Origin of the sequence: Spongiibacter sp., from assembly GCF_041602295.1 — a bacterium.
Taxonomy (GTDB): Bacteria; Pseudomonadota; Gammaproteobacteria; order Pseudomonadales; family Spongiibacteraceae; genus Spongiibacter.
Map to the genome: position 1 here is coordinate 1 of NZ_JBFIGO010000054.1, position 18,785 is coordinate 18,785.

17 protein-coding genes and 1 pseudogene are annotated in these 18,785 nt (G+C 55.9%); 14 read left to right on the forward strand and 4 right to left on the reverse strand.

Annotated elements, in window-relative coordinates; all coding sequences use genetic code 11:
- Both ABYM29_RS10015 and ABYM29_RS10020 read left to right on the forward strand, forming a co-directional pair.
- On the forward strand, nt 1-253 hold a 253-nt coding region (locus ABYM29_RS10015), incomplete at its 5' end, for an IS3 family transposase (protein WP_372864596.1).
- 12 nt (nt 254-265) lie between these two features.
- Nucleotides 266-736: pseudogene (locus ABYM29_RS10020) on the forward strand (IS3 family transposase); the annotation flags it as partial.
- Nucleotides 737-878: 142 nt separating this feature from the next.
- On the opposite strand, the gene ABYM29_RS10025 reads toward ABYM29_RS10020, so the two are convergent.
- The gene (locus ABYM29_RS10025; RefSeq protein WP_372864597.1) at nt 879-1,160 is read right to left on the reverse strand and encodes a Txe/YoeB family addiction module toxin; all 282 of its coding nucleotides are present in this window, start codon (nt 1,158-1,160) and stop codon (nt 879-881) included.
- A 252-nt stretch (nt 1,161-1,412) separates the two neighbouring features.
- Here ABYM29_RS10025 and ABYM29_RS10030 point away from each other — a divergent pair, with 252 nt between their 5' ends.
- Complete coding sequence (locus ABYM29_RS10030; RefSeq protein ID WP_372864598.1) at nt 1,413-2,387, forward strand: PHB depolymerase family esterase; 975 nt, start codon at nt 1,413-1,415, stop codon at nt 2,385-2,387.
- Between the two features lie 62 nt (nt 2,388-2,449).
- Here ABYM29_RS10030 and ABYM29_RS10035 read toward each other — a convergent pair whose 3' ends face one another.
- Entirely contained in the window at nt 2,450-3,172 is a 723-nt protein-coding gene (locus tag ABYM29_RS10035; protein WP_372864599.1) for a transposase, read from the reverse strand.
- A gap of 1,017 nt (nt 3,173-4,189) precedes the next feature.
- Here ABYM29_RS10035 and ABYM29_RS10040 point away from each other — a divergent pair.
- Together ABYM29_RS10040 and ABYM29_RS10045 are read left to right on the forward strand one after the other, a co-directional pair.
- Nucleotides 4,190-5,221 carry a hypothetical protein gene (locus tag ABYM29_RS10040; RefSeq protein ID WP_372864600.1) on the forward strand — a complete coding sequence of 344 codons (1,032 nt, stop codon included), beginning with the start codon at nt 4,190-4,192 and terminating at the stop codon, nt 5,219-5,221.
- Between the two features lie 34 nt (nt 5,222-5,255).
- Entirely contained in the window at nt 5,256-6,236 is a 981-nt protein-coding gene (locus ABYM29_RS10045) for a choice-of-anchor X domain-containing protein (RefSeq protein WP_372864601.1), read from the forward strand.
- 404 nt (nt 6,237-6,640) lie between these two features.
- On the opposite strand, the gene ABYM29_RS10050 is transcribed toward ABYM29_RS10045, so the two are convergent.
- Together ABYM29_RS10050 and ABYM29_RS10055 are read right to left on the reverse strand one after the other, a co-directional pair.
- On the reverse strand, nt 6,641-7,759 hold the full coding sequence (locus ABYM29_RS10050) for an NADP-dependent oxidoreductase (RefSeq protein WP_372864602.1): 1,119 nt from the start codon (nt 7,757-7,759) through the stop codon (nt 6,641-6,643).
- 65 nt (nt 7,760-7,824) lie between these two features.
- Nucleotides 7,825-8,523 carry a TetR/AcrR family transcriptional regulator gene (locus tag ABYM29_RS10055; protein WP_372864603.1) on the reverse strand — a complete coding sequence of 233 codons (699 nt, stop codon included), beginning with the start codon at nt 8,521-8,523 and terminating at the stop codon, nt 7,825-7,827.
- 160 nt (nt 8,524-8,683) lie between these two features.
- Between ABYM29_RS10055 and ABYM29_RS10060 the strand changes: the two genes are divergently transcribed.
- From ABYM29_RS10060 to ABYM29_RS10100, 9 genes are all read left to right on the forward strand, one after another.
- Complete coding sequence (locus tag ABYM29_RS10060; RefSeq protein WP_372864604.1) at nt 8,684-9,790, forward strand: VOC family protein; 1,107 nt, start codon at nt 8,684-8,686, stop codon at nt 9,788-9,790.
- Nucleotides 9,791-9,812: 22 nt separating this feature from the next.
- A complete protein-coding gene (locus tag ABYM29_RS10065; protein WP_372864605.1) occupies nt 9,813-10,778 on the forward strand; it encodes a fumarylacetoacetate hydrolase family protein in 966 nt (321 codons plus the stop codon).
- Nucleotides 10,779-10,796: 18 nt separating this feature from the next.
- Entirely contained in the window at nt 10,797-12,392 is a 1,596-nt protein-coding gene (locus ABYM29_RS10070; RefSeq protein WP_372864606.1) for a bifunctional 3-(3-hydroxy-phenyl)propionate/3-hydroxycinnamic acid hydroxylase, read from the forward strand.
- A 2-nt stretch (nt 12,393-12,394) separates the two neighbouring features.
- The gene (locus tag ABYM29_RS10075; RefSeq protein WP_372864607.1) at nt 12,395-14,017 is read left to right on the forward strand and encodes a glutathione S-transferase family protein; all 1,623 of its coding nucleotides are present in this window, start codon (nt 12,395-12,397) and stop codon (nt 14,015-14,017) included.
- Nucleotides 14,018-14,019: 2 nt separating this feature from the next.
- Complete coding sequence (locus tag ABYM29_RS10080) at nt 14,020-14,853, forward strand: SDR family NAD(P)-dependent oxidoreductase (RefSeq protein ID WP_372864608.1); 834 nt, start codon at nt 14,020-14,022, stop codon at nt 14,851-14,853.
- Between the two features lie 14 nt (nt 14,854-14,867).
- The gene (locus ABYM29_RS10085) at nt 14,868-16,094 is read left to right on the forward strand and encodes a glutathione S-transferase family protein (RefSeq protein ID WP_372864609.1); all 1,227 of its coding nucleotides are present in this window, start codon (nt 14,868-14,870) and stop codon (nt 16,092-16,094) included.
- A gap of 34 nt (nt 16,095-16,128) precedes the next feature.
- On the forward strand, nt 16,129-16,956 hold the full coding sequence (locus ABYM29_RS10090) for a lysophospholipid acyltransferase family protein (protein WP_372864610.1): 828 nt from the start codon (nt 16,129-16,131) through the stop codon (nt 16,954-16,956).
- A 15-nt stretch (nt 16,957-16,971) separates the two neighbouring features.
- A complete protein-coding gene (locus tag ABYM29_RS10095) occupies nt 16,972-18,087 on the forward strand; it encodes a deiodinase-like protein (protein ID WP_372864611.1) in 1,116 nt (371 codons plus the stop codon).
- A gap of 45 nt (nt 18,088-18,132) precedes the next feature.
- A partial coding sequence (locus tag ABYM29_RS10100) for an AMP-binding protein (RefSeq protein ID WP_372864612.1) occupies nt 18,133-18,785 on the forward strand: 653 nt, incomplete at its 3' end.

An 18,785-nucleotide genomic window follows, 5' to 3' on the forward strand; every position in this document is an offset into this window, starting at 1 on the left:
CCGGGCCTTAGCTCAACACATAAAAGAGATTTTTGTTGAGCACAACGGTAACTACGGCAGCCCACGGGTTTATTCTGAGCTGCGTGCGAACGGTCACCGAGTCAATAAAAAGCGGGTGGCACGGTTGATGCGGGATATAGGGCTGGTGGGAAAAGCTGGCCGGCTATATCGGCGTAGACCGTTGGCGGGCAACCCCTGCATTCGAGTGACCAATAGCCGAATAGGGATGGATGCACCGACCAAGCCCAATTAGCAGTGGGCTGGCGATGTCACGTATTTAAAGGTGAACGGGCAGTGGTTGTATCTGGCGGTGATACTCGACCTCTATTCCAGGCGGATAGTGGGTTGGTCGCTGGATAGATACCGAACCGCCGAGCTGACGATAAGCGCGCTTGAGCGTGCACTGAGTCATCGGACTGTTGAACCGGGTATGGTCTTTCACAGTGACAGGGGTTCAGAATACGGGGCCTTCAGCTATCAGCAGGCACTGAAGAGGGCCGGTATTACGCCGAGCATGAATAGGCCGAGACATATGACCGACAACGCACATTGTGAGTCGTTCTTCCGAACGATGAAAACAGAGAGTTTCAAGGGAATGGAGTTTGGCTCTATGAATGAATTGCGGGTTACCTTGTCGTGGTATATCGACAATTATTACAACACTCAGCGTCTGCACTCGGCATTGGGATATACGATGCCGAATGAGTATGAAAAGATGGCGGCGCGGGCACAGTAACTATGGCGTCTACTTTTTGGGGGGAGCCTCCTATGTGTCCGTGTGCCCCACAACTTGTAGACACCTCCCAGTAGTTATATAAACCTATTTTAAGGTGTTTACTTTGGGGGTGGGCCAGTAAACTAAAGAATCCAAATCTTCGTTAGGGCTGATCGTAGTGCCCTCCATTGGCGAAGATATAAATGGACTTATCATCGAAGCGATATATCAAACGGTCTTTCTGCGAGATTCGTTTTGACCAAAGGCCCGAGAGAGTGTGCTTGAGTGATTCAGGCTTGCCGAGGCCAGATGAAGGATCATCAGATCCGAGCATTTCCGTGAGTAATTTGCTGGGCGCCTTGTGTAGCCGCTTGTCCGGCGACGTCAGCGGTTGTGGTGGCTGATGCCCTCGTGCTGAATATGTTGTTGGGCTGCGCGCTAGCATTCGTTAGCGTAAAGACCGCCGCTGGGCGGGCTTGCCCTGTCCGCGGTTTGTAATTGTGTTCAGAGACATCGCCAACCAAATTGCCAGGATTTCGCGCTTAGGCTAAGGTGTTTTCGCAAGTCGCCGGCTAATACTGGCTGGTAGTAAGCTGCCCGTAATAAGGGCGCCTGCGACGACGGTGATGACAGCAGGGCGCTATAACATAGCTATAAGTGGGTAGTCGCTCGCCTGGGCGGCGCAAGGGATGTTGAGATGTTGAAAAAAATACTATTGTCGATCGCTTTTTTGCTAGCGCTAACGTCGCTGGCTTTCGGCTATTTAATGGCGACCAGTAAACCGAAAATTCCCGAGTTGGAGGGCCAGTACAGCCGTCACTGGCTTAGTCATGACGGTATTGACAGGAGCTTTTCGGTATATCGCCCCAAGTCTCTGAGGGCCGGTGCGCCGCTGTTGTTTGTGCTTCACGGCTCCAATGGCTCGGGTGAGGCCATTCGACAAAAAACCGGGGCGGAGTTCGATACGCTTGCCGATCAGTACGGCATGTTGGTGGTCTACCCGGATGGCTATGAGCGGCACTGGAATGATTGCCGTTCGTCGGCAGACTATTTGGCAAATACCCAGAACATCGATGACGTTGGGTTTATTGGCGCCATTATTGATCAACTTGATGATGGCGCTAGCATTGACCGCCGCAAGGTTTTTGCCACCGGTATGTCCAATGGTGGGCAGATGGTTTACCGCCTGGCGCTGGAGGCGCCGCAGTTGTTTGCGGGGTTCTCGGCGATCGCCGCGAATTTGCCGGTGGATGACAATTTGGATTGCAGCAAATCCGGCCAGCCGGTATCGATTGCCGTTTTTAATGGTACAGCAGACCGGTTAAACCCTTATGAGGGTGGCTTGGTCAGTATTATGGGTAATGATTCGCGCGGCGTTGTGGTCTCGACCGAGCAAACCATTGGCTATTGGCGTAGTCTCGCCAATTTGGTCGGCGAGGGTGAGACATTTGTTCATCCTGAGACTGACGGTAATGACGACAGTGGGGTCGTTGAAACGCGCTGGCTTCAGGCTGGTGGCGAGCAGGTCAGGCTTTACACTTTGGAGGGCTCGGGTCACGTTATACCATCAAAACTGCGGGTGTCACCGCTACTTGCTTTGGTGGGGGGTGCCGCTGCCGATATCTCAGGTCCGGAAGAAATAGTGGGCTTCTTCTTAAGTCTGGCTGAGTAACTCGACCTGTAAAGGCGACCGCACTCAGTGGTCGCCGTTATTGAGCGCGTTGGCAGTGTTGCTTACTGAGCGCAGAGGTCGGCCGGCTGCCCGGTTTGGCCCTTTCGGGGGCGGCCTTGCCCGCGCATTTCTATTCGCACGCCGGTGAGCTGCTCAATGTTGTCGATAAAGCGCTTACCCCCGGTCAGTTTGTTGCGCTGAATCGCAAGTTCAATGATCTCATCGTGTTTATCGGCGCTGTTATCCGCTAAATAAGCGCGGTATGCCTCGCCGCTGTTCTTTGAGCCGCCCCCAAGTAAGTTGTTGATTGTGGAGTTGTCGAGCCAAGAGCATTTTCGCAAGCCCATGCGGGACGCGCAGCTAGACCACAAATAGTCTTCCGGTTGCTCGACGATGGCGGCTTTTACGGGGCTCAGCTCAATGTAGCGGCAGCAGGGCAGTAAAAATTCCTCCGTATCGACCGGGCTGATTCGATAGCGGCTTTCCCACAGTGAGCCGCTGCGTTGAGTCATGGCGTTGACAAAGCGTGTTTGGCGGCCCGCCAGGTGTTTCATGAGTTTTGGAATAGCCGATGTGTCGTCGGGGGCGCTGACAATAAGGTGTACGCAATCGGCCATTAAGCAGTAGGCGTGTACCGCTATTCCCAAAGCGGTTTTCCATTCGGCTAAATTGTCGAGATAGTACTGGTAGTCCTCTCTCCCTCGGAAGACCGCTTGGCGGTTGTGGCCGCGCTGAACGATGTGGTGGGGCAGGCCGGGGACGATAAATCTGGCTTGACGGGGCATCGAGATCTCTCTTTTTATCATGGTTATTACCGGGCAGCTTGATAAGCGGCCTCGGTATCTCGATGGCGACCAAGCGAAGAGTTCACCGAGCGTAGGCTTGCCGGACATGCGTTGTGTGCCGGGCTTGGGGCCTACACCTTGTCCGTGCTTGGCTTGACTGAATTTCCCTATTCGGCGTTTGGGCTTGGCGCCATATCACAGATTTTTATGCCGCTTCACACTGGAGTGAGGCGGTTGCTTGTTGTCTTCTAACGCTGATGCTGAGCCGTTTGGTCAATACTGGCATTGTGAGACTTTGTTGCCGCAATTTAACGCTGTTGTCGCCCTAAAAACCTCTGACTGTAAAAACCTGGATAGAAAACAGTTTCCCGCAGAGTTCGGAAAATCGAGTTAAGGCATTGAATTAAAAGTTAAAAGTTTGGGGATTGCGGGGCTTTTAGGGCTGGAGTCCGAAATTAGAAGATCGGAGTCGAAAGCAGTGCTTATGACTGGTAGCAAGGCGTAGCTTACGCATACTGGGTATGTATGTTGACACTGGTTTTTCGCGCTTGCCGATTGTCTTTATGGAGGAGGGGAGGCGTTGCTGGGGGCGCTGTAAATACGGTGCTGGTGTGGGTGGTTGTTGCCGGGTGTTGTCGGCCGCCTGCTGCCTGCGGCGGGCCCCGCTGGGTTGCGTTGCTTTTCGCTGTTGGTGGAGTGGGGTTGCGCTGCTTTTCGAGCTGCTCGCTAGCGGTTTTTTGGGCTGCGCTGCTGGCGGTGTGTCCGTGCTGGAGTGGGGCTTTTGCTTTGCTAAAAAGTGGCCCCTAATGACATTAATTAATATAACTTGCTGTTTTTGCTAATTTAAATCTGTCCCCTTTTGCTATTGAAAAATTATAAAAAATAAGATTCTTTTTTTTGCGGCCTGCGCTAGTATGCGGCGGGCGTGTTGAGTCGGCAGTGAGTTGCCAGGCGAAAACACCGCTCAAATCGCCTTTTGTTTTGACAGGGCGCCAATAAAAATAAAGGAGAAAATTTATGCGATATCTAAGCGCACTTCGGGCGGCGCTGAGCCTCGTTCTGCTCTTTTCTGCAGCGAATGCTCTCGCCGGACCCAAGCCGTGTTTTATTTTTGTTCACGGCATGAATGTGAGTGACGATACCTATGTCGACTACAACAAAGCGCGCAACTATTGGGTGAAAAACGCCCACGACGGTGTGGCCTACGCTACCCAGAACTTTGCCGCTTCGTTCTATGTGGTGGGTTACGACGGCACCAAGCCCTACTGGGAGGCGCTGGCTGCCGGAGAAGTGGCTAACGAGATCGCGAATGCGGTGTCGGGCGGCCCGGATGGCGGCGGCAACAGCTGTGCGAAAACCTATGATGAAGGCGGCGAGTTTTGGGTCATTGCCCACAGCATGGGCGGCACCATTATGGATTACATTCTGGGCAACAATGATCCTTCAGACCCTAACTACAATTTCAACGGCCCCTATGACGTCGTTGCCGAGGCGGTAACTCGCGTGATCACCCTGGGCGGCGCCCACCGCGGTTCAGAAATTGCCGACTACTCCTGTGGTTTCGGCGGCAGTCGCTACTGCAAGGGCCTGACCAGCTTGTTCCCAACCTGTAATTCAGGTGACACCAGCGCAACCTGGTGGCTGCGCACCGCCGATGACGTGCAGGTGCGGACCTATGCCAGTGCGCCGGCGAAAGATATTTACCTGATTGGCGGTTATGAGGCCGGTTTCCAGGCGAGTATTTGCCTGAGTGGTGAAGACGATGGCCTGGTGAATTACACCTCGCAGTTTGCCTGTGATGGCGATGCCACCGCGAGCATCAAGCACGCCACGGTTTGCGACAGCAACAACAAGCAGGAAATCTCCGGCTTCTTCAATCTGGATACCGCCCACGAGAACCACCTCGACCAGCGCAACGGTAGCGACATCGACGACCGCCGCCCGATTCCCGATGGCTATGTTTGGATGTGTGATGGCGCGCCTTGTGAGATAGGCAAGCCGACTGGCACCAAAATGGGCACCATGCAATTCATTAGCACCCTCTACTAGTGCTGGCGACAATAACAACAGGGAGATATACAGCATGAATAACCCGATTTTGAAAACCCTGCTGGCGCTGTCGCTGCCGGCGGTAACGGCGCTGCCACTTCAGGCCGCCAGTATCAGCTTGGCTGCCGATGCCGATATCAGTGCCAAGAGTTTGGAGCGCTTTCCGCAGTGGTCTCACCCGGTTCCTGAAGGCTTTAGCGACCCGCTGAAATCTTCGCGCAAGTCGACGGTTCGCACTTCCTCCGCCGACGGGGGAGAAAACCCGGCCCTGGCGGTGTGGGCCTCGGATATGCGTTATGAGCTGGGCGATACCGCGCTGTTTTATGCCCGCTTCGTCACTAAAGAGCACAACGACGGCGATGTGTTGTCGGCTCTCGGTGCCAGTGGTATTGGCGGCTGGGTCGTGACGGCTGAAGTGGTGGGCAGCGACGGCAGCCAACAGGCGTCTTTGCGCTACAGTGACGATGGTAAAAATGGCGATGAGCAAGCCGGTGATGGTGTTTATACCGCCAGCTACCAATTGCCAGAAGGTCTTCAGCCGTCAATCGGTACCGCCAGAAGCTTTGGTCTGGAAATCTCGGCGATGAACGAAGCGGGCGAAAGCCGCAGCGCCAATGCCGGCTTTTTGTATAGCCACCCCGCTGGCGAGCTGACGGGTAACTTTAGCGATAGCCTAGTAGACGGCAATCTGCAATTTGGCGTTGAGGTCGAGGTTGAGTCTGCCGGCCGTTTCCATCTGTCTGGCGTCGTTGCCGGCAGTAACGGTAAGCCGCTGGCCACCGCGCAAACGTCGGTTGAGTTGTCGGCGGGCACCCACTGGGTTGAGCTGCCGGTTTACGGCCTTATTCTACGGGAAAAGGGCGCTGCCGGTCGTTTTGTGCTCAGCAGTGTAACGCTGACCTCTACCGGTTCGATGCCCAATGCCTTGGGTGATGTGCTGACTAATACACACAAAACAGGTGCGTATCTGCCGACGCAGTTCACCGATAAACCCTTTAAAAAACCTTCGCGCTGAGTTGCGTGCCGCGGCGGCTTGGTGCTGATCAAGCGGCCGTTTACCTGTAGTTCCCTCAACACCCTCTTGCCGGCGCTCGATGAGCGTCGGCCTTTTTTGTTCTTGCTATTGGCGCACCTTGTTGGCTTGGCGCATTGGGTCAGCCGCTATGTGTTGCGCATTCGCTGTGGGCTGAGTGCAGGGCGGGGGAATCCTTGTTGTTTGCTGGCGTGGTTTTTACGACTTCGGAATGCGCGCGGGGACGTGGTTGTGTCGTCTTCGTTGTATTGGCGGGCGCCGCTGCCTATTTCTGCCCGTTGACGCAATGGGAGCGGCGTTGTTGCCGGCGGGGGACGTTTAGGTCGACGCCGCCGGCAATCGGTTTGTTGTTGGCCTCTGGCCAGCCGTCATTGGCAATAGCTGGTTTAGCGTGCCAGCAATTGCGCCAGCTTGTCGGTGGGAAACCAGCGCTGGGTCAGCAGGCGGCCCGGCCATAGCGGGGTTGGGTCGGCAGCGGGGTTGATGTCGGCAAGTTTAACTAGTTGCTTGCCCTGGCTGTCGCCACTGAGCATGCGGAAAAATGCTTCGGGACAGCGGTCGATGCCTTCCAGCACATCTTGTTGTACCTGAATGTCGCCCTGGCGCAACCACTTTGCCAGTTGCAGCACGGCGGCGCGCATTTTGGGTTTGTAGTCCAGTAACACCATGCCCTGCTTGCGAATACGCTTGGCCAAAATAGTGTTGTTGTCGCGTCGGCCGGTGTCGTCGCGGGTGTTGTTAAGGTGGCTGATACCCAGTCGTCCAATAACCACGTGTCGTGCATGGTCATTGAAGTGGTCGAGCACGGCCTCTGAGATATCGCCGCTGGTGTTGTCGTAGTAGATGTCTACGCCATGCGGGCAGGCCTCTGCGAGGTCGGCCGAAAGTTGCTCTATGCTTTTACCGCGATAACTTACCGCCGCGTCGTAGCCCCAGTCGCGTTTCACCTGTTCGGCCTTGTCGTCACTGCTGACAATGGCCACGGTGCGCAGCCCCAGCGATTTGCCAATTTGGGCGGTAATACTGCCCACGGAGCTGGCGCCGGCTGAGATCAGCAGGGTTTCACCGGCGCGGGGCTTGCCAATATCGAGTAGACCAAAGTAAGCGGTGGCACCCGTGATGCCCACTGCGCTGAGGTAGGCGGTGGCATCGGCAAGGCCGAGGTTGATCTTACTAAAACCGTCACTGTCGTCGCTGATGATGTATTGCTGCATACCGCACAGACCGAGTAGCACAGTGCCGACTTTTACCTTGCTATTGCGCGAGGCAATTACCTGGCTAATGCCATAGGCTTGCATGGTGTCGCCGGGGTTGACCTGACCAGCGTAGTTACTTTCGTCGCGCATGCGCCCGACCAAGGCGGGGTCCATTGACAGGTAGCAGTTGCGAGCCAGAAATTCGCCGGGGCCAAGCTCGCGTAACGGCTCTTCGTCGATTTCAAAAATATCGGGGGTCGGTTTACCGGCGGGGCGCTTGATAAAGCGCACCAGTCTATTGTTACTCATGGTCGGTCCTCTTTAGGGTAAGTGCGTTCCGAGCAGACCGTGACTGGAGGCCGGGCCGGGTCGATTTACGCGGTTTCTTCGTTTTGCTGATGCAGTTGGTTTTCCAATTCAATAAGCGATACCGGCAATGACGTCGGTTTGGGTAATTTGAATTTCTTTTCGGAAATGGTTTTTGCGCGCTGGTGGTCCATGCCAACCAGTACCAAGACGTTTTCGATAATTTTGGGGATGGCCGACAGTGGGAGCTTGCCGAAATAGAGGTCGGCGCCAGAGTAGAGAATACTGCCGGTGATCATGTTCAAGGTGATTTGTACGTCATTGACCTGGAATTGTCCGGCGTCGATACCGGCCTGCATATCGGCTTCGGCGCGCTCGCGAATATTGCCGGCGTACAACTCAAAGGGTACTCCGCATTCAACGATCATTTTGCCGATGCCGTCGCGGTCGGTAAGTGTGCCCATGGTGTAGCGAATAGACGCGGCAAAGCGCTCGGCGGGGTCGCCGAGTCGTGCGGTGACTTGGTCTACACGGTGGTGGTAGTCACGCAGGATCAATTCTACCGCTGCTGATACGATCTCCGACTTGGACTCAAAGTAGTTGTAAAACGTCCCTAGGCCGACATCTGCAGACTCGGTTACGTCGTTGATGTTGGTTTTTTCATAGCCCTTTTCCATTACCACCTGTTGCACTGCCTTGAGCAGGGCATCGCGGGTGCGTTCGCGCTTGCGAACGGTGCGGTTGGGCTTTTTGGCTGCTGCGCTCATTCTTTTGCCTTCTTCGATGTTGAAAAAGCCTCATTTTAGCAGTATTGCCGGGAACTGTTACAAACAAAAAATGAAAAAGCTTCACAAAAGAATAATAATCATATACTGTTGCTGTCAACAGCTTGTGAAAGTTATTCATTTTTATCTATTGGAGGTTCACATGAGAGTTGCGGGCAATCCAACAAAGCAGCAGCTGCGGGAAGAGTGCATTGTTAACGACCGCTGGGAAGCGCCGCTGATAAAAGTGCAGAGCCTTGCCTATATCGTGCTGCAGCGCCCGGACGTAGAGCAGGCGGCGCGGTTCTTTAGTGACTTTGGTCTATTGATCGATGAGCGGACTGACAGTGCGGTGTATTTGCGCGGTGTGAGTACTGCCCATCAGATGATGGTGATTGAAAAAGGGGCTGCCGACATTCCGCGCATTGGCATGCTTGCCGAAGAGGCCGACCTTGAGACGCTGGCCGCCCGCTTTGCACTGCCGATTTGCCAGCATAGTGAAGCGCTGGGCGGGCGCTATGTCCGTTTGGAAGACCCCGATGGCCTGGTCATTGAGGTCTGCAGTGGTTTGAAGTCGCTGTCGCCGTTGCCTGCCCAGCCGCCGCTGCCGCAATGGAATGGCGCCGGTGACAATAAAGTGCGGGTTAATCAAATGGCCCGCAATCCGCTGCGGCCAGCGTGGGTGTATAAGCTGGGTCATACGGTGCGCAGTGTCGCCAGTATGCAGGCCTCGCTGAACTGGTATCAACAGACGCTGGGAATGATTGTTTCGGACTTTCAGTTTTTGCCGGGCGACCCACTGCCTGTGGTGGCGTTTATGCGCTGCGACTGCGGCGATAAGCCGGTGGATCATCACACCATCGCCATTGGCACGGCGCCACTGCTCGGGCATATGCACAGCGCTTTTGAGCTGGATAACCTCGAAGAACTTTTGATTGGCAATCGCTGGCTGGCCGATCAGGGCTATAGCCACTCCTGGGGTATTGGTCGCCATGTGCAGGGTAGCCAGATCTTTGATTACTGGCGGGAGCCCAAGGGTGAAGTGTTTGAGCACTACGTCGATGGTGACGTGTTCAGTGCCGCCGAGGCCACCGGTTATCACCTGTTTAATTCTGAGGCGCAGCACCAGTGGGGGCCGGAAATCACCGCAGACGTCACCGGCCAGAATCGTCCCTTGCAAACCTTGCGCTCTATCGCCAGGCGGTTGTTCACGCAGGACGACATTACGGTTGGCCGGCTCAAGCGCCTGTTAAAGGCGGTGAATTCTTAAATTTCTGATGGAGGGCCGTGACATGGCTTGCAAGGTAGTACGTTATAACAAAAAGGGTAGTGACAAGGTCTATTGGGGGGTGCTCGACGGGCTGATATACCCGCTTAAAGACCAGTATGACTCCACTGAGGATTTTCTGCGCAGCGGTCGCAGCCAGGCGTTTGCGCTGGCCGCAAAGGTTCCGGACAAGGGCGGAATTGCGCCGGCTGAGGTGGAGCTGCTGTCACCGGTGACGGCGCCCTGCCAAGTGCTTTGTCAGGGCGCGAATTATCGCCAGCATATGATTGATTCGGGAATGAATCCCGATGAAAAGAAATTCAACATGATTTTTAACAAATCGGCGGGTTCTATTACCGGCCCTTATAACGACGTGGTGCGCCCGGCCCATGTGTCACTGCTGGATTACGAGGTGGAGTTGGGCCTGGTGATTGGCAGTGATATTCATACACCGCGCCATATTGGCGAGGGCGATCTGCCGGAGATCATTGCCGGTATTGTGATTGGTAATGATGTATCGGCGCGCGATGTGCAGGTACCTGAGATGCAGTTTTTTAAGGGCAAGAGCTACCGCACTTTCTGCCCGGTCGGTCCGGTTCTCTGCCTGCTGGACGCCGACGAATTTCACTACCTGGAAAAGCTCGAATTAAAACTGGCGGTCAACGGCCAGCTGCGTCAGCGGGAGAGCAGTGGTGACATGGTGTTCAAGCCGGCCGCCACACTCAGCGAACTGTCGCAAATTGCCCACCTAAATGTCGGTGATCTGGTGCTAACCGGCACGCCGTCTGGATGCGCGCTGAGTATTCCTTCGCCACTGGTGGCGAAAATCGGCGGTCTGCTGCCGGAGGCAGCAAAGTGGAAGATGTTCAAGAAAATGCAGGCGAAAAAGCCTAATTATCTGCAACCCGGCGACGTTATGGAGTTGTCTATTTGCAGCGCCGATGGCGCTATCGACCTAGGTGTACAGCGCAACAAAATTGTACAGGCTTGATACCCGCAGGTGGAACTCATGGACAACTACTATGAAGTGATCATTGTCGGTGCCGGGCCCTGTGGGGTGAGCGCCGGCAACTTGCTGGGGCGCTACGGCATACGCACGTTGATTATCGACAAAGAGGCCGATGTATTGTCGATTCCGCGCGCCATTGGCATGTGTAACGAGGGCGCGCGTATTCTGCGCGCCATGGGCTTGTACGATGCCTTGCTGAGCAATATGCAGTTCATCGACAAGGTGCGCTTTATGCACCAAAACGGCAAGCCAATTTTCTTCGCTGATACCGCTGATCGCATCAATGGGTATCGCGAGCAGCATATGTTTTATCAGCCAAAACTGGAGAGCGATCTGCGCGAGGGCTTAAAGCGCTTCGACTGTGTTGAGCTGCGCACGCAAGTCGAATGTTTGCAGATAGAGCAGGGGCACGACGGTGTACAGATGTGGCTTCGCGATGCGCAGGGGCGGCGTCACCGGCTGAGCTGCGACTATGTTATGGCGGCCGATGGTGCTCGCAGCGTACTGCGAAAAATGACCGGCGTAGGTTTTGAGGGTAAAACCTACGATCAGGATTGGTTGATTTTAGATGTCGGCAAAGACCCCCAGCCGGGCAAGGCGGTTGATTTTATATGCGACCCGCAGCGTCCGGGCGTGACCTTGCCGGCGCCCTTCGGCAAGCGGCGTTGGGAGTTCGTGGTCAAACAGGGCGAAGACCATGAAATGATGCTCAGTGACCAAACGATAAGTCGTTTGTTGAAGCCCTGGGGCTGCGCCGACGATATGCAGATTGAGCGTCGCGCCATATATACCTTTCATGCCCGTGTGGCGGAAACCTTCCGTGTTGGGCGGGTGTTTTTAATGGGCGATGCGGCGCATATCACTCCCCCTTTTGCCGGTCAGGGGATGATGGCCGGTTTGCGCGATGCCTACAATCTCAGCTGGAAGTTGGCTGCAGTACTGCGCGGCCGCCTGCCTAGCAGTCTGCTGGATAGTTACGACCGCGAACGCCGGCCACAGGTGCGGCAAATCATTAATTTTGCGCGCTATGTCGGCAACGTCATCTTGCCGCAAAACCGCCTTAGTGCCGGTGTGCGCAATATCGTGTTCAACACGATGCGCTGGATGGGGATACATTCCGACGAGCGCGGCCTGGCGATAAAGAAAAATCCCAATCACATCAACGGCAGTAGCTGGCGCCATTACTTGCGTCGCCGAGTGCTTAAGCTGGGTACCGAGCTGCCTCAATACCGCTTGGAAGATGGTGTTGGCACGGTTCTGTGGATGGACGACTACCTGGCCGGGCGGTTTCAGCTGCTGAGCTTTAACTGCGCCGTTGAAAGCTATTTAGAGCCGGAGACCTTGCTGCGTTGGTCGCAGCTGCAGGGTGGGTTTTTGCGGATTGGCAGTCGTGGCCGCGGCGAGCCATTGACTGACGGCAGTGGCGATTATGAACGCTTGTTAGATGGCGGGCGTGCGGTGCTACTGGTGCGCCCAGACAAAATGATGGTACTGCGTTGCCGGCCGCAACAGCTGGATAAAAAGCTCAATGCCTACCTCGATTCGCTGGGTTGTCCGGTGAGCAGCGATCGTCGCATCCTACAAGGAGCCTACTAATTATGCGCAATGATATCGTTCTTTACGACTTTGCCAATTCGCCCTGTGCGCGTCGAGTCAAAATTTCGCTGATCGAAAAGGGCATGTCGTTCGACAGAGAAGTCGTCAATCTGTCGTTAATGGAACAGAAAACGCCCGAGTATCTGCGGATAAATCCCAACGGCTTGGTGCCGGCGATGTCGCACAACGGGCATACCCTGTTTGAGTCATCGGTAATCTGTGATTACCTTGAAGACCTTGTTGACGCCGCGCCGCTGTACCCGAGGTCGCTGGACGACCGGCTGGCCGTGCGCGCCTGGCAGGATCTCGAATTGGCCATGGCCAAAGATTACCGCACACTGATGTACGCAATGGTAATGGGGCCATTACACCATATCGCTTACAGTCGGCAGGAATTTCTCGACAAGGCCGCTCGTGCCAGTGACAACCCGGCCCACATCGCCTGGGAAGATAAAATCTGGCGATTGCAGGTGTTGAGCCCAGAGGAGCAGGCCCAGTATCGCAAAGGCCTGTATCAATATGTGCAAACGGTTGAGGCTGCCTTGGCTGGTCGTAACTATCTCGTGGCCGAGCAGTTCAGTTTGGCCGATGTGGCTACCTACCCGCGTTTAAAGATGTTCCCCATTGTCGGCATACCACTGTCGGCCGTGCACTTTCCCAATATCGCGCGCTGGATGGCGCGCATGGAGCAGCGTTCGTCTTTTGCGTCGACGCAGGCAGACGAAGAGAAGGCCTTGTTGAAAATCAGTGGCAACGGCATGTTGGCGCTGATCGGCAAACTGGTATACACCCCCGAGCGACAGCGTAGCTGGTTTCAGCGGCTGTTATTGCGGGTAATTAAGCCGGTATTGCGCCGCAAGCTGGCCAGCGATACCGCTGAGCAAACGTCGCACAAGCGTTCCTTAAAGAAAAGCCAAGCACAGCCCACGCAGTATGCGTCCAAGGCAAAGATCATTTGCCTCAGCGAGGCTGAGCGAGAGCGGTTACTGAGCGCTAAGTCCGCCGAGGAGAGTGGCTTGGTACTTTATGGCAACGCTGATTGCCCGGAGAGCGAGCGTTTGCAGTGGCTGCTGGCCGCGCAGTCAATCCCCTATCGCTGGGTCGAGGGCGCCCCGGCGGAGCACGACGGGCCAGGTCAGCCGGCGCTGCCGCTGTTGATTCACGGTGAGCGCCGTATTGCCAACAGTTTGACGATTGCCGAATACCTCTTCGGTGCGGATAGCGCTCTGAGCTTGTTCCGCGAACAGCCCCTGGAACAGGCCAAAATCCGTATGTGGCACGCCTTTGATACCGGTATGCACAAGGAGCTGCAGCCGCTGAAAGAGGGCAGCGCTGCAGACTCTGCTTTATATAGCCGTGAGCAGGGCTTGGCGATTATTCGCGAAAAGTTGCTGTTGCTTGACGAGGCCCTGAGTGCGGGTGCCTGCCTGGTGGGTGAGGCCTTTAGCTATGCCGATGTGGCTTTGTACAGCCGCATGCTCAGCTTTGAGCGGCTTGGTTTGGCGACGCTGATCGATGACTACCGGCACATCCGCAGTTGGATGGCGCTGTGCAGTACTCAGCTGGCCCTGTGGCAGCGCGGCGTGCCCAAGCAGAAGGCCGCGGGCAGCAAAAATAGGGGTTGAACATGGCAAAGGTCATTCTAGTCAGCGGCTGTTCCAGCGGCATTGGCCGCGAGTTGGCACTGCAGCTTGCCGCGCAGGGGCATACCGTATTTGCCGGTGCCCGCGACCCGCAGAGCTTGCAGGACTGTCGCAGCCGCAATCTTTTGCCAGTGGCATTAGATGTCAACGATGCCGAGCAGCTCGCTGATGTGGTGGCCACGATTACGCGGCACAGTGGTTACTTGGATTGCCTGATTAATAACGCCGGTTACGGCGCGATGGGCCCCTTGGTCGAGATGCCCTTAGCGCAGGTCCGGGCACAGTTCGAAACCAATACCTTTGCGCCTTTGGCCCTGTGTCAGCACTGCTTGCCACTATTGCTGAAAAGTAGACGGCCGGTAGTGGTGAATATTGGCAGTGCCGCCGGCGTGCTTGCCACGCCGTTTTCGGGGGCTTACTGCGCATCGAAATCGGCCTTGCATACCTTGTCGGAAGTGCTGCGCATGGAGCTGTTGCCATTTGGTATTCACGTTATGACAGTTTACCCAGGGGCGGTGGCCTCGGCGTTTGGCGACAATGCAAAGGAGCAATTACGTGACACCTTTAGCGCGCAATCGCGCTATCGATCCCTGGCCGATGCGGTGGAAGGGCGTGCAAAAATTTCGTCTGCATCGCCGACCACTGCCGGGCAATTTGCCGCGCTACTCATTGCGCAGATCGCCAGCCGGAAGCCGCCGGCAGAAATTGGTATTGGCTACGGCAATCGCAAAATGCGCTATCTGAAACAGTTGTTGCCGCTGGCTCTGAAAGATTTTTTGCTGAGGCGCACTTTTAAACTTAACCACCTGAGCCCCTAGGAGCTGTTCTCACTATGAGTAATCCCGCAAATGCCAATCTGCTGCGCGAACAAGCGCAACTGCATACCGAGATGCAGCTGCCGGAGGGCGATGTGTCGACTTATCGCATGTGGTGCGATGGCAATTCGCCGTATTCATGGAAGCTGCGCAGTTACATGCATTACAAAGGAATTCCCTACCAGCGCATGCGCAGCAATATGACGGCCTATATGAGTTTGATACCAGAGAAAGTGGGTATGAGCATCATTCCGGTATTGTTGACGCCGGATGATCAGGTGCTGCAAGACAGCACCCCCATCATGCAGCGGTTTGAGCAGCAGTACCCGCAGCGGGCATCTGTGCCCGATGATCCGGCGCTGGAATTTTTAATGTGGTTGCTGGAGGACTTTGGCGACGAATATTTGGTGCGTTTTGCGATGCACTACCGCTGGGGTAACGACCTCAATCGCCAGGCGCTGAGCCACCGCTTGGCGAGGTCAATGTGCTATGGCGTGCCAGAGGCGCACCCCACACAGTTGGCGCCAATGGTGCTGGACCGCCAGTCGGGCTTCGACTTGCCGTTGGGCCTGAGCGACGCCGACAGTCGGCGCAGCCTCGATGAGCAGCTGCTTGAACTGCTAGGCATACTCGATCTGCACTTTGAGCAGTTTCAATTCCTGTTGGGCGACAGGCCGTCGCTGGCAGACTTTGCCGTTTTTGGTCAGCTTTACGCCCACCTTTATCAGGATCCATTTTCCGCTGAACTGATGGAGCGTCATGGTGCGCGAACCTGCAACTGGATCGAGACACTATTGGAGCTGGGTGACACGCGCGGCGCGGTCGGGCAGACCGTTTTTGGCGATTGGTTGGACTTGGCGGCGGGTGTGCCCGACAGCTTGCGCCGACTGCTGAATTTTGTCGCCAAAACGTATTTGCCCTATAGCGCGGGCACCGCCCGCACCCTGGCCGCTGGCGAAAAACAGTTCTCGGTCAAAATTTTTGGCGTAGCTAGTCGCTTTGTGGCAGCTCAGTACAAAGCCTGGAGTTTTGAGCAAGTGCAGCTGCGGCTGCAAGCGCTGGCGCCAAATGTGCGTGAACAGCTGGACAGTGTATTGGCGGCCAGTGGTTTACTGCCGGGATTGATGGCCGATGGCATTTATCACGTCAGCCTGTTTGATGGCTTTACGCCGCCGCTTGTGAAAGACGGCGTCGCGGACGCCAAGCTGCGCTATTTGCGAGATAAACAGGCCAATAGCGGCTAACACGTTTTTATCGTCTGGATATCAAGGAGTGACTGTGACGACATTGCCAGAATATACACCGCCGGGAAGGCCATTAAATAGCCCTGAACTCAGATTATTGCGGCGTTGGTTTCCGCCAACATTAATGGGGGCGGAGCACCTTAACAGCGAGAGTCCGGCGCTGTTTATTGGTAACCACACCATTTACGGCTTGGCCGATGTGCCGTTGATGCAAGCTGAAATCTATAACGCCAGTGGCATTTGGTTGCGCGGCTTGAGTGATCACTTGCACTACCGGTTGCCGGTGTGGGCGCGGTTTTTGGAACGTCAGGGGGCCTTTCGCGGCACCCGGCAACTGTGTGAGCAGGCGATGTTACGCGGCGATAATTTGCTGCTGTTTCCCGGCGGCGGTCGCGAAGTCATGAAGCGCCGGGGGGAGGAGTACAGCTTGATCTGGAAGCAGCGCCTGGGATTTGTGCGCCTGGCCAGCAAGCATCGTTATCCGATTCAACCCTTTGCGTCGGTGGGTGCCGACGACGCTTGGGACATTCTTTGGGATGCCGGCGACTGGCAGCGCAGTCGGCTGCGGCCACTCTTGGAGCGCCTGCCGTTGTGGAAGATAGCCAAACAGGGCGAGGAGATTCCACCGATCGTTCGGGGAATGGGTTTGAGCAGTGTGCCGCGCCCAGAACCGTTTTATTTTGCGGTAGGGCCGGCAATTGATACCGCGCCCTATTGCGGCAGCGAAGACGACGACGAGGCGATGCTGGCGTTGCGCAACAGTGTTGCGGATGCCGTGAAGGCACTTATTGTTCAGGCAAAGCAACGACAGGCGGAGACTCACAGTGCTTCTCTGCTGAGGCGTCTGTTAATCCGCAGCTAAACACCAGGAGCCGCAATGGGCAGCTTGCAGTACAGCGATTATCAAATGATTCTCGACACCGGTTCGATGACCTGGGTCATGCTCGGCTACGCGAGCCACATTCTATTAGCGGTGATGCAGGGTTGGCTGATTGGCGCCATGCTCGTGTCGGGCTGCATAAATGTGCTCGGTGTTGGCAACTCGGATGTGTTGCGCCATTTAGGCGCGGTTACCCATGTTGCCGGCTGGCGGCGTCGCGGCCTTGGCAGTGTGCAGCTGATGCTGGCTGGCGGTTTGGGCGGGCCCTTGTTGCTGGGCAGTGTCATGGCGCCGGTGGTGCTGCCTGGCATGTATTGGTTTTCACTACTGTCGGCCTTGGCGGTGGTGGTGATGCTGGTCAAAGTTCACCGCCGGCAATCGCTCGCGGGGGCTTCGGCTGGCCGTCTGGCGCGTCCCTTGTTAATCGTATTTGCCTTGCTGTGTGTGGTTGGCAGCGCGATTGAGCGCCGGGATAACCTGGTTTTAGGGCTGCAGATGGCGTTCACCGCCAAGCACTATCGCGACCGCGAAATAGCCTGGCAGGTGGCCAGCGACAGGCAGTCGCCGAAGGTCGGCGACTTGGCACCGGACTTTCGCTTGCCGTCGGTGGACGGAGAGCTAGTGAGCCTGTCGCAGTTCTTTGGTGAAAAACCCACCGTACTGTTTTTTGGCGCCAATAGTTGTCCGGCGTTCAGCGAGGGCAGTGTCGCGTTGAACCGCCTGCAGCGACAGTACGGCGAGCGGGTGAACTTTGTGGGTGTGTATGTGCGCGAGCCGCACCCGGTGGACGAGTGGTGGCTGACTCCCAGTCGCTTGCTGCGCGCGCTGCACAATATTAGCAAGTCTCGGGCGGCGGTGGACATCAGCCAGCCGCAGCATCAGCAGCAACGCGATACGGTCGCTCGGCGGGCGAAGAACACGTTACTGAATGCAGAAATGACGCTGCTGATTGACGGTATGGACAACGCGGTTAATGAGCGCTGGACCGGGCAGCCGACGCGTATCTATTTACTCGATAGCCAGGGCCGGGTGATTTATAACCCCGGCATGGGGCCCTACGCCTTTAACCCCGATTACCTGGGCATTGAGTTGGAAAAAATGTTTAGCCACTAACGGTTCGCCGTTTCGGCATCGGCGACGATTAATGAGGAGATGGAAATGGGTCAACAGCCAATTACAAGGTCGGATATTGACGACTCACACTGGGATGCGATGCGTGGTCGCGATCTGCCATGGCTGGTTAATAGCTGGGTACAGAGGACGCCGGACAAGGACTTTTTAATTTGGGCGCCGTTTAGCGGTGAAGATAAAGTGTGGACTTATGCCGAGTTTGATCACGATGCACGCCGTTTGGCCGCGGGCCTGATCGCGCAGGGTGTCAAACAGGGCGACCGTATACTGATTCATATGACTAATTGCCCGGAGTTCGTCTTCAGTTGGTATGCCTGCGCCCTGATCGGGGCGACTGCCGTGACGACTAATACCCATAGTGTGGCGCGTGATATCCGCTATTTTGTCGATCATGCGGAGATCAGTGCAGCAATTACCCAGCCACAGTTTGCCGAGCTGCTGGCCGACGCGGCGCCGGCCTTGGATTTTATTGTGGTAACGGCGGATAACAGTGGTGAGGTTGCCGGCGTTGTTGATGTGGCGAGAGAGTGCTTGGCCTATGACATGGTGCTAGCGGATCAGCCCTGGGCCGAAACTCGCTCGCCCGATCCGGCGTTGGAATTTGCCATTCAGTTCACCTCTGGTACCACTTCGCGTCCCAAGGCGGTGGTGTGGACACATGCCAACGTTATTTGGGGGGC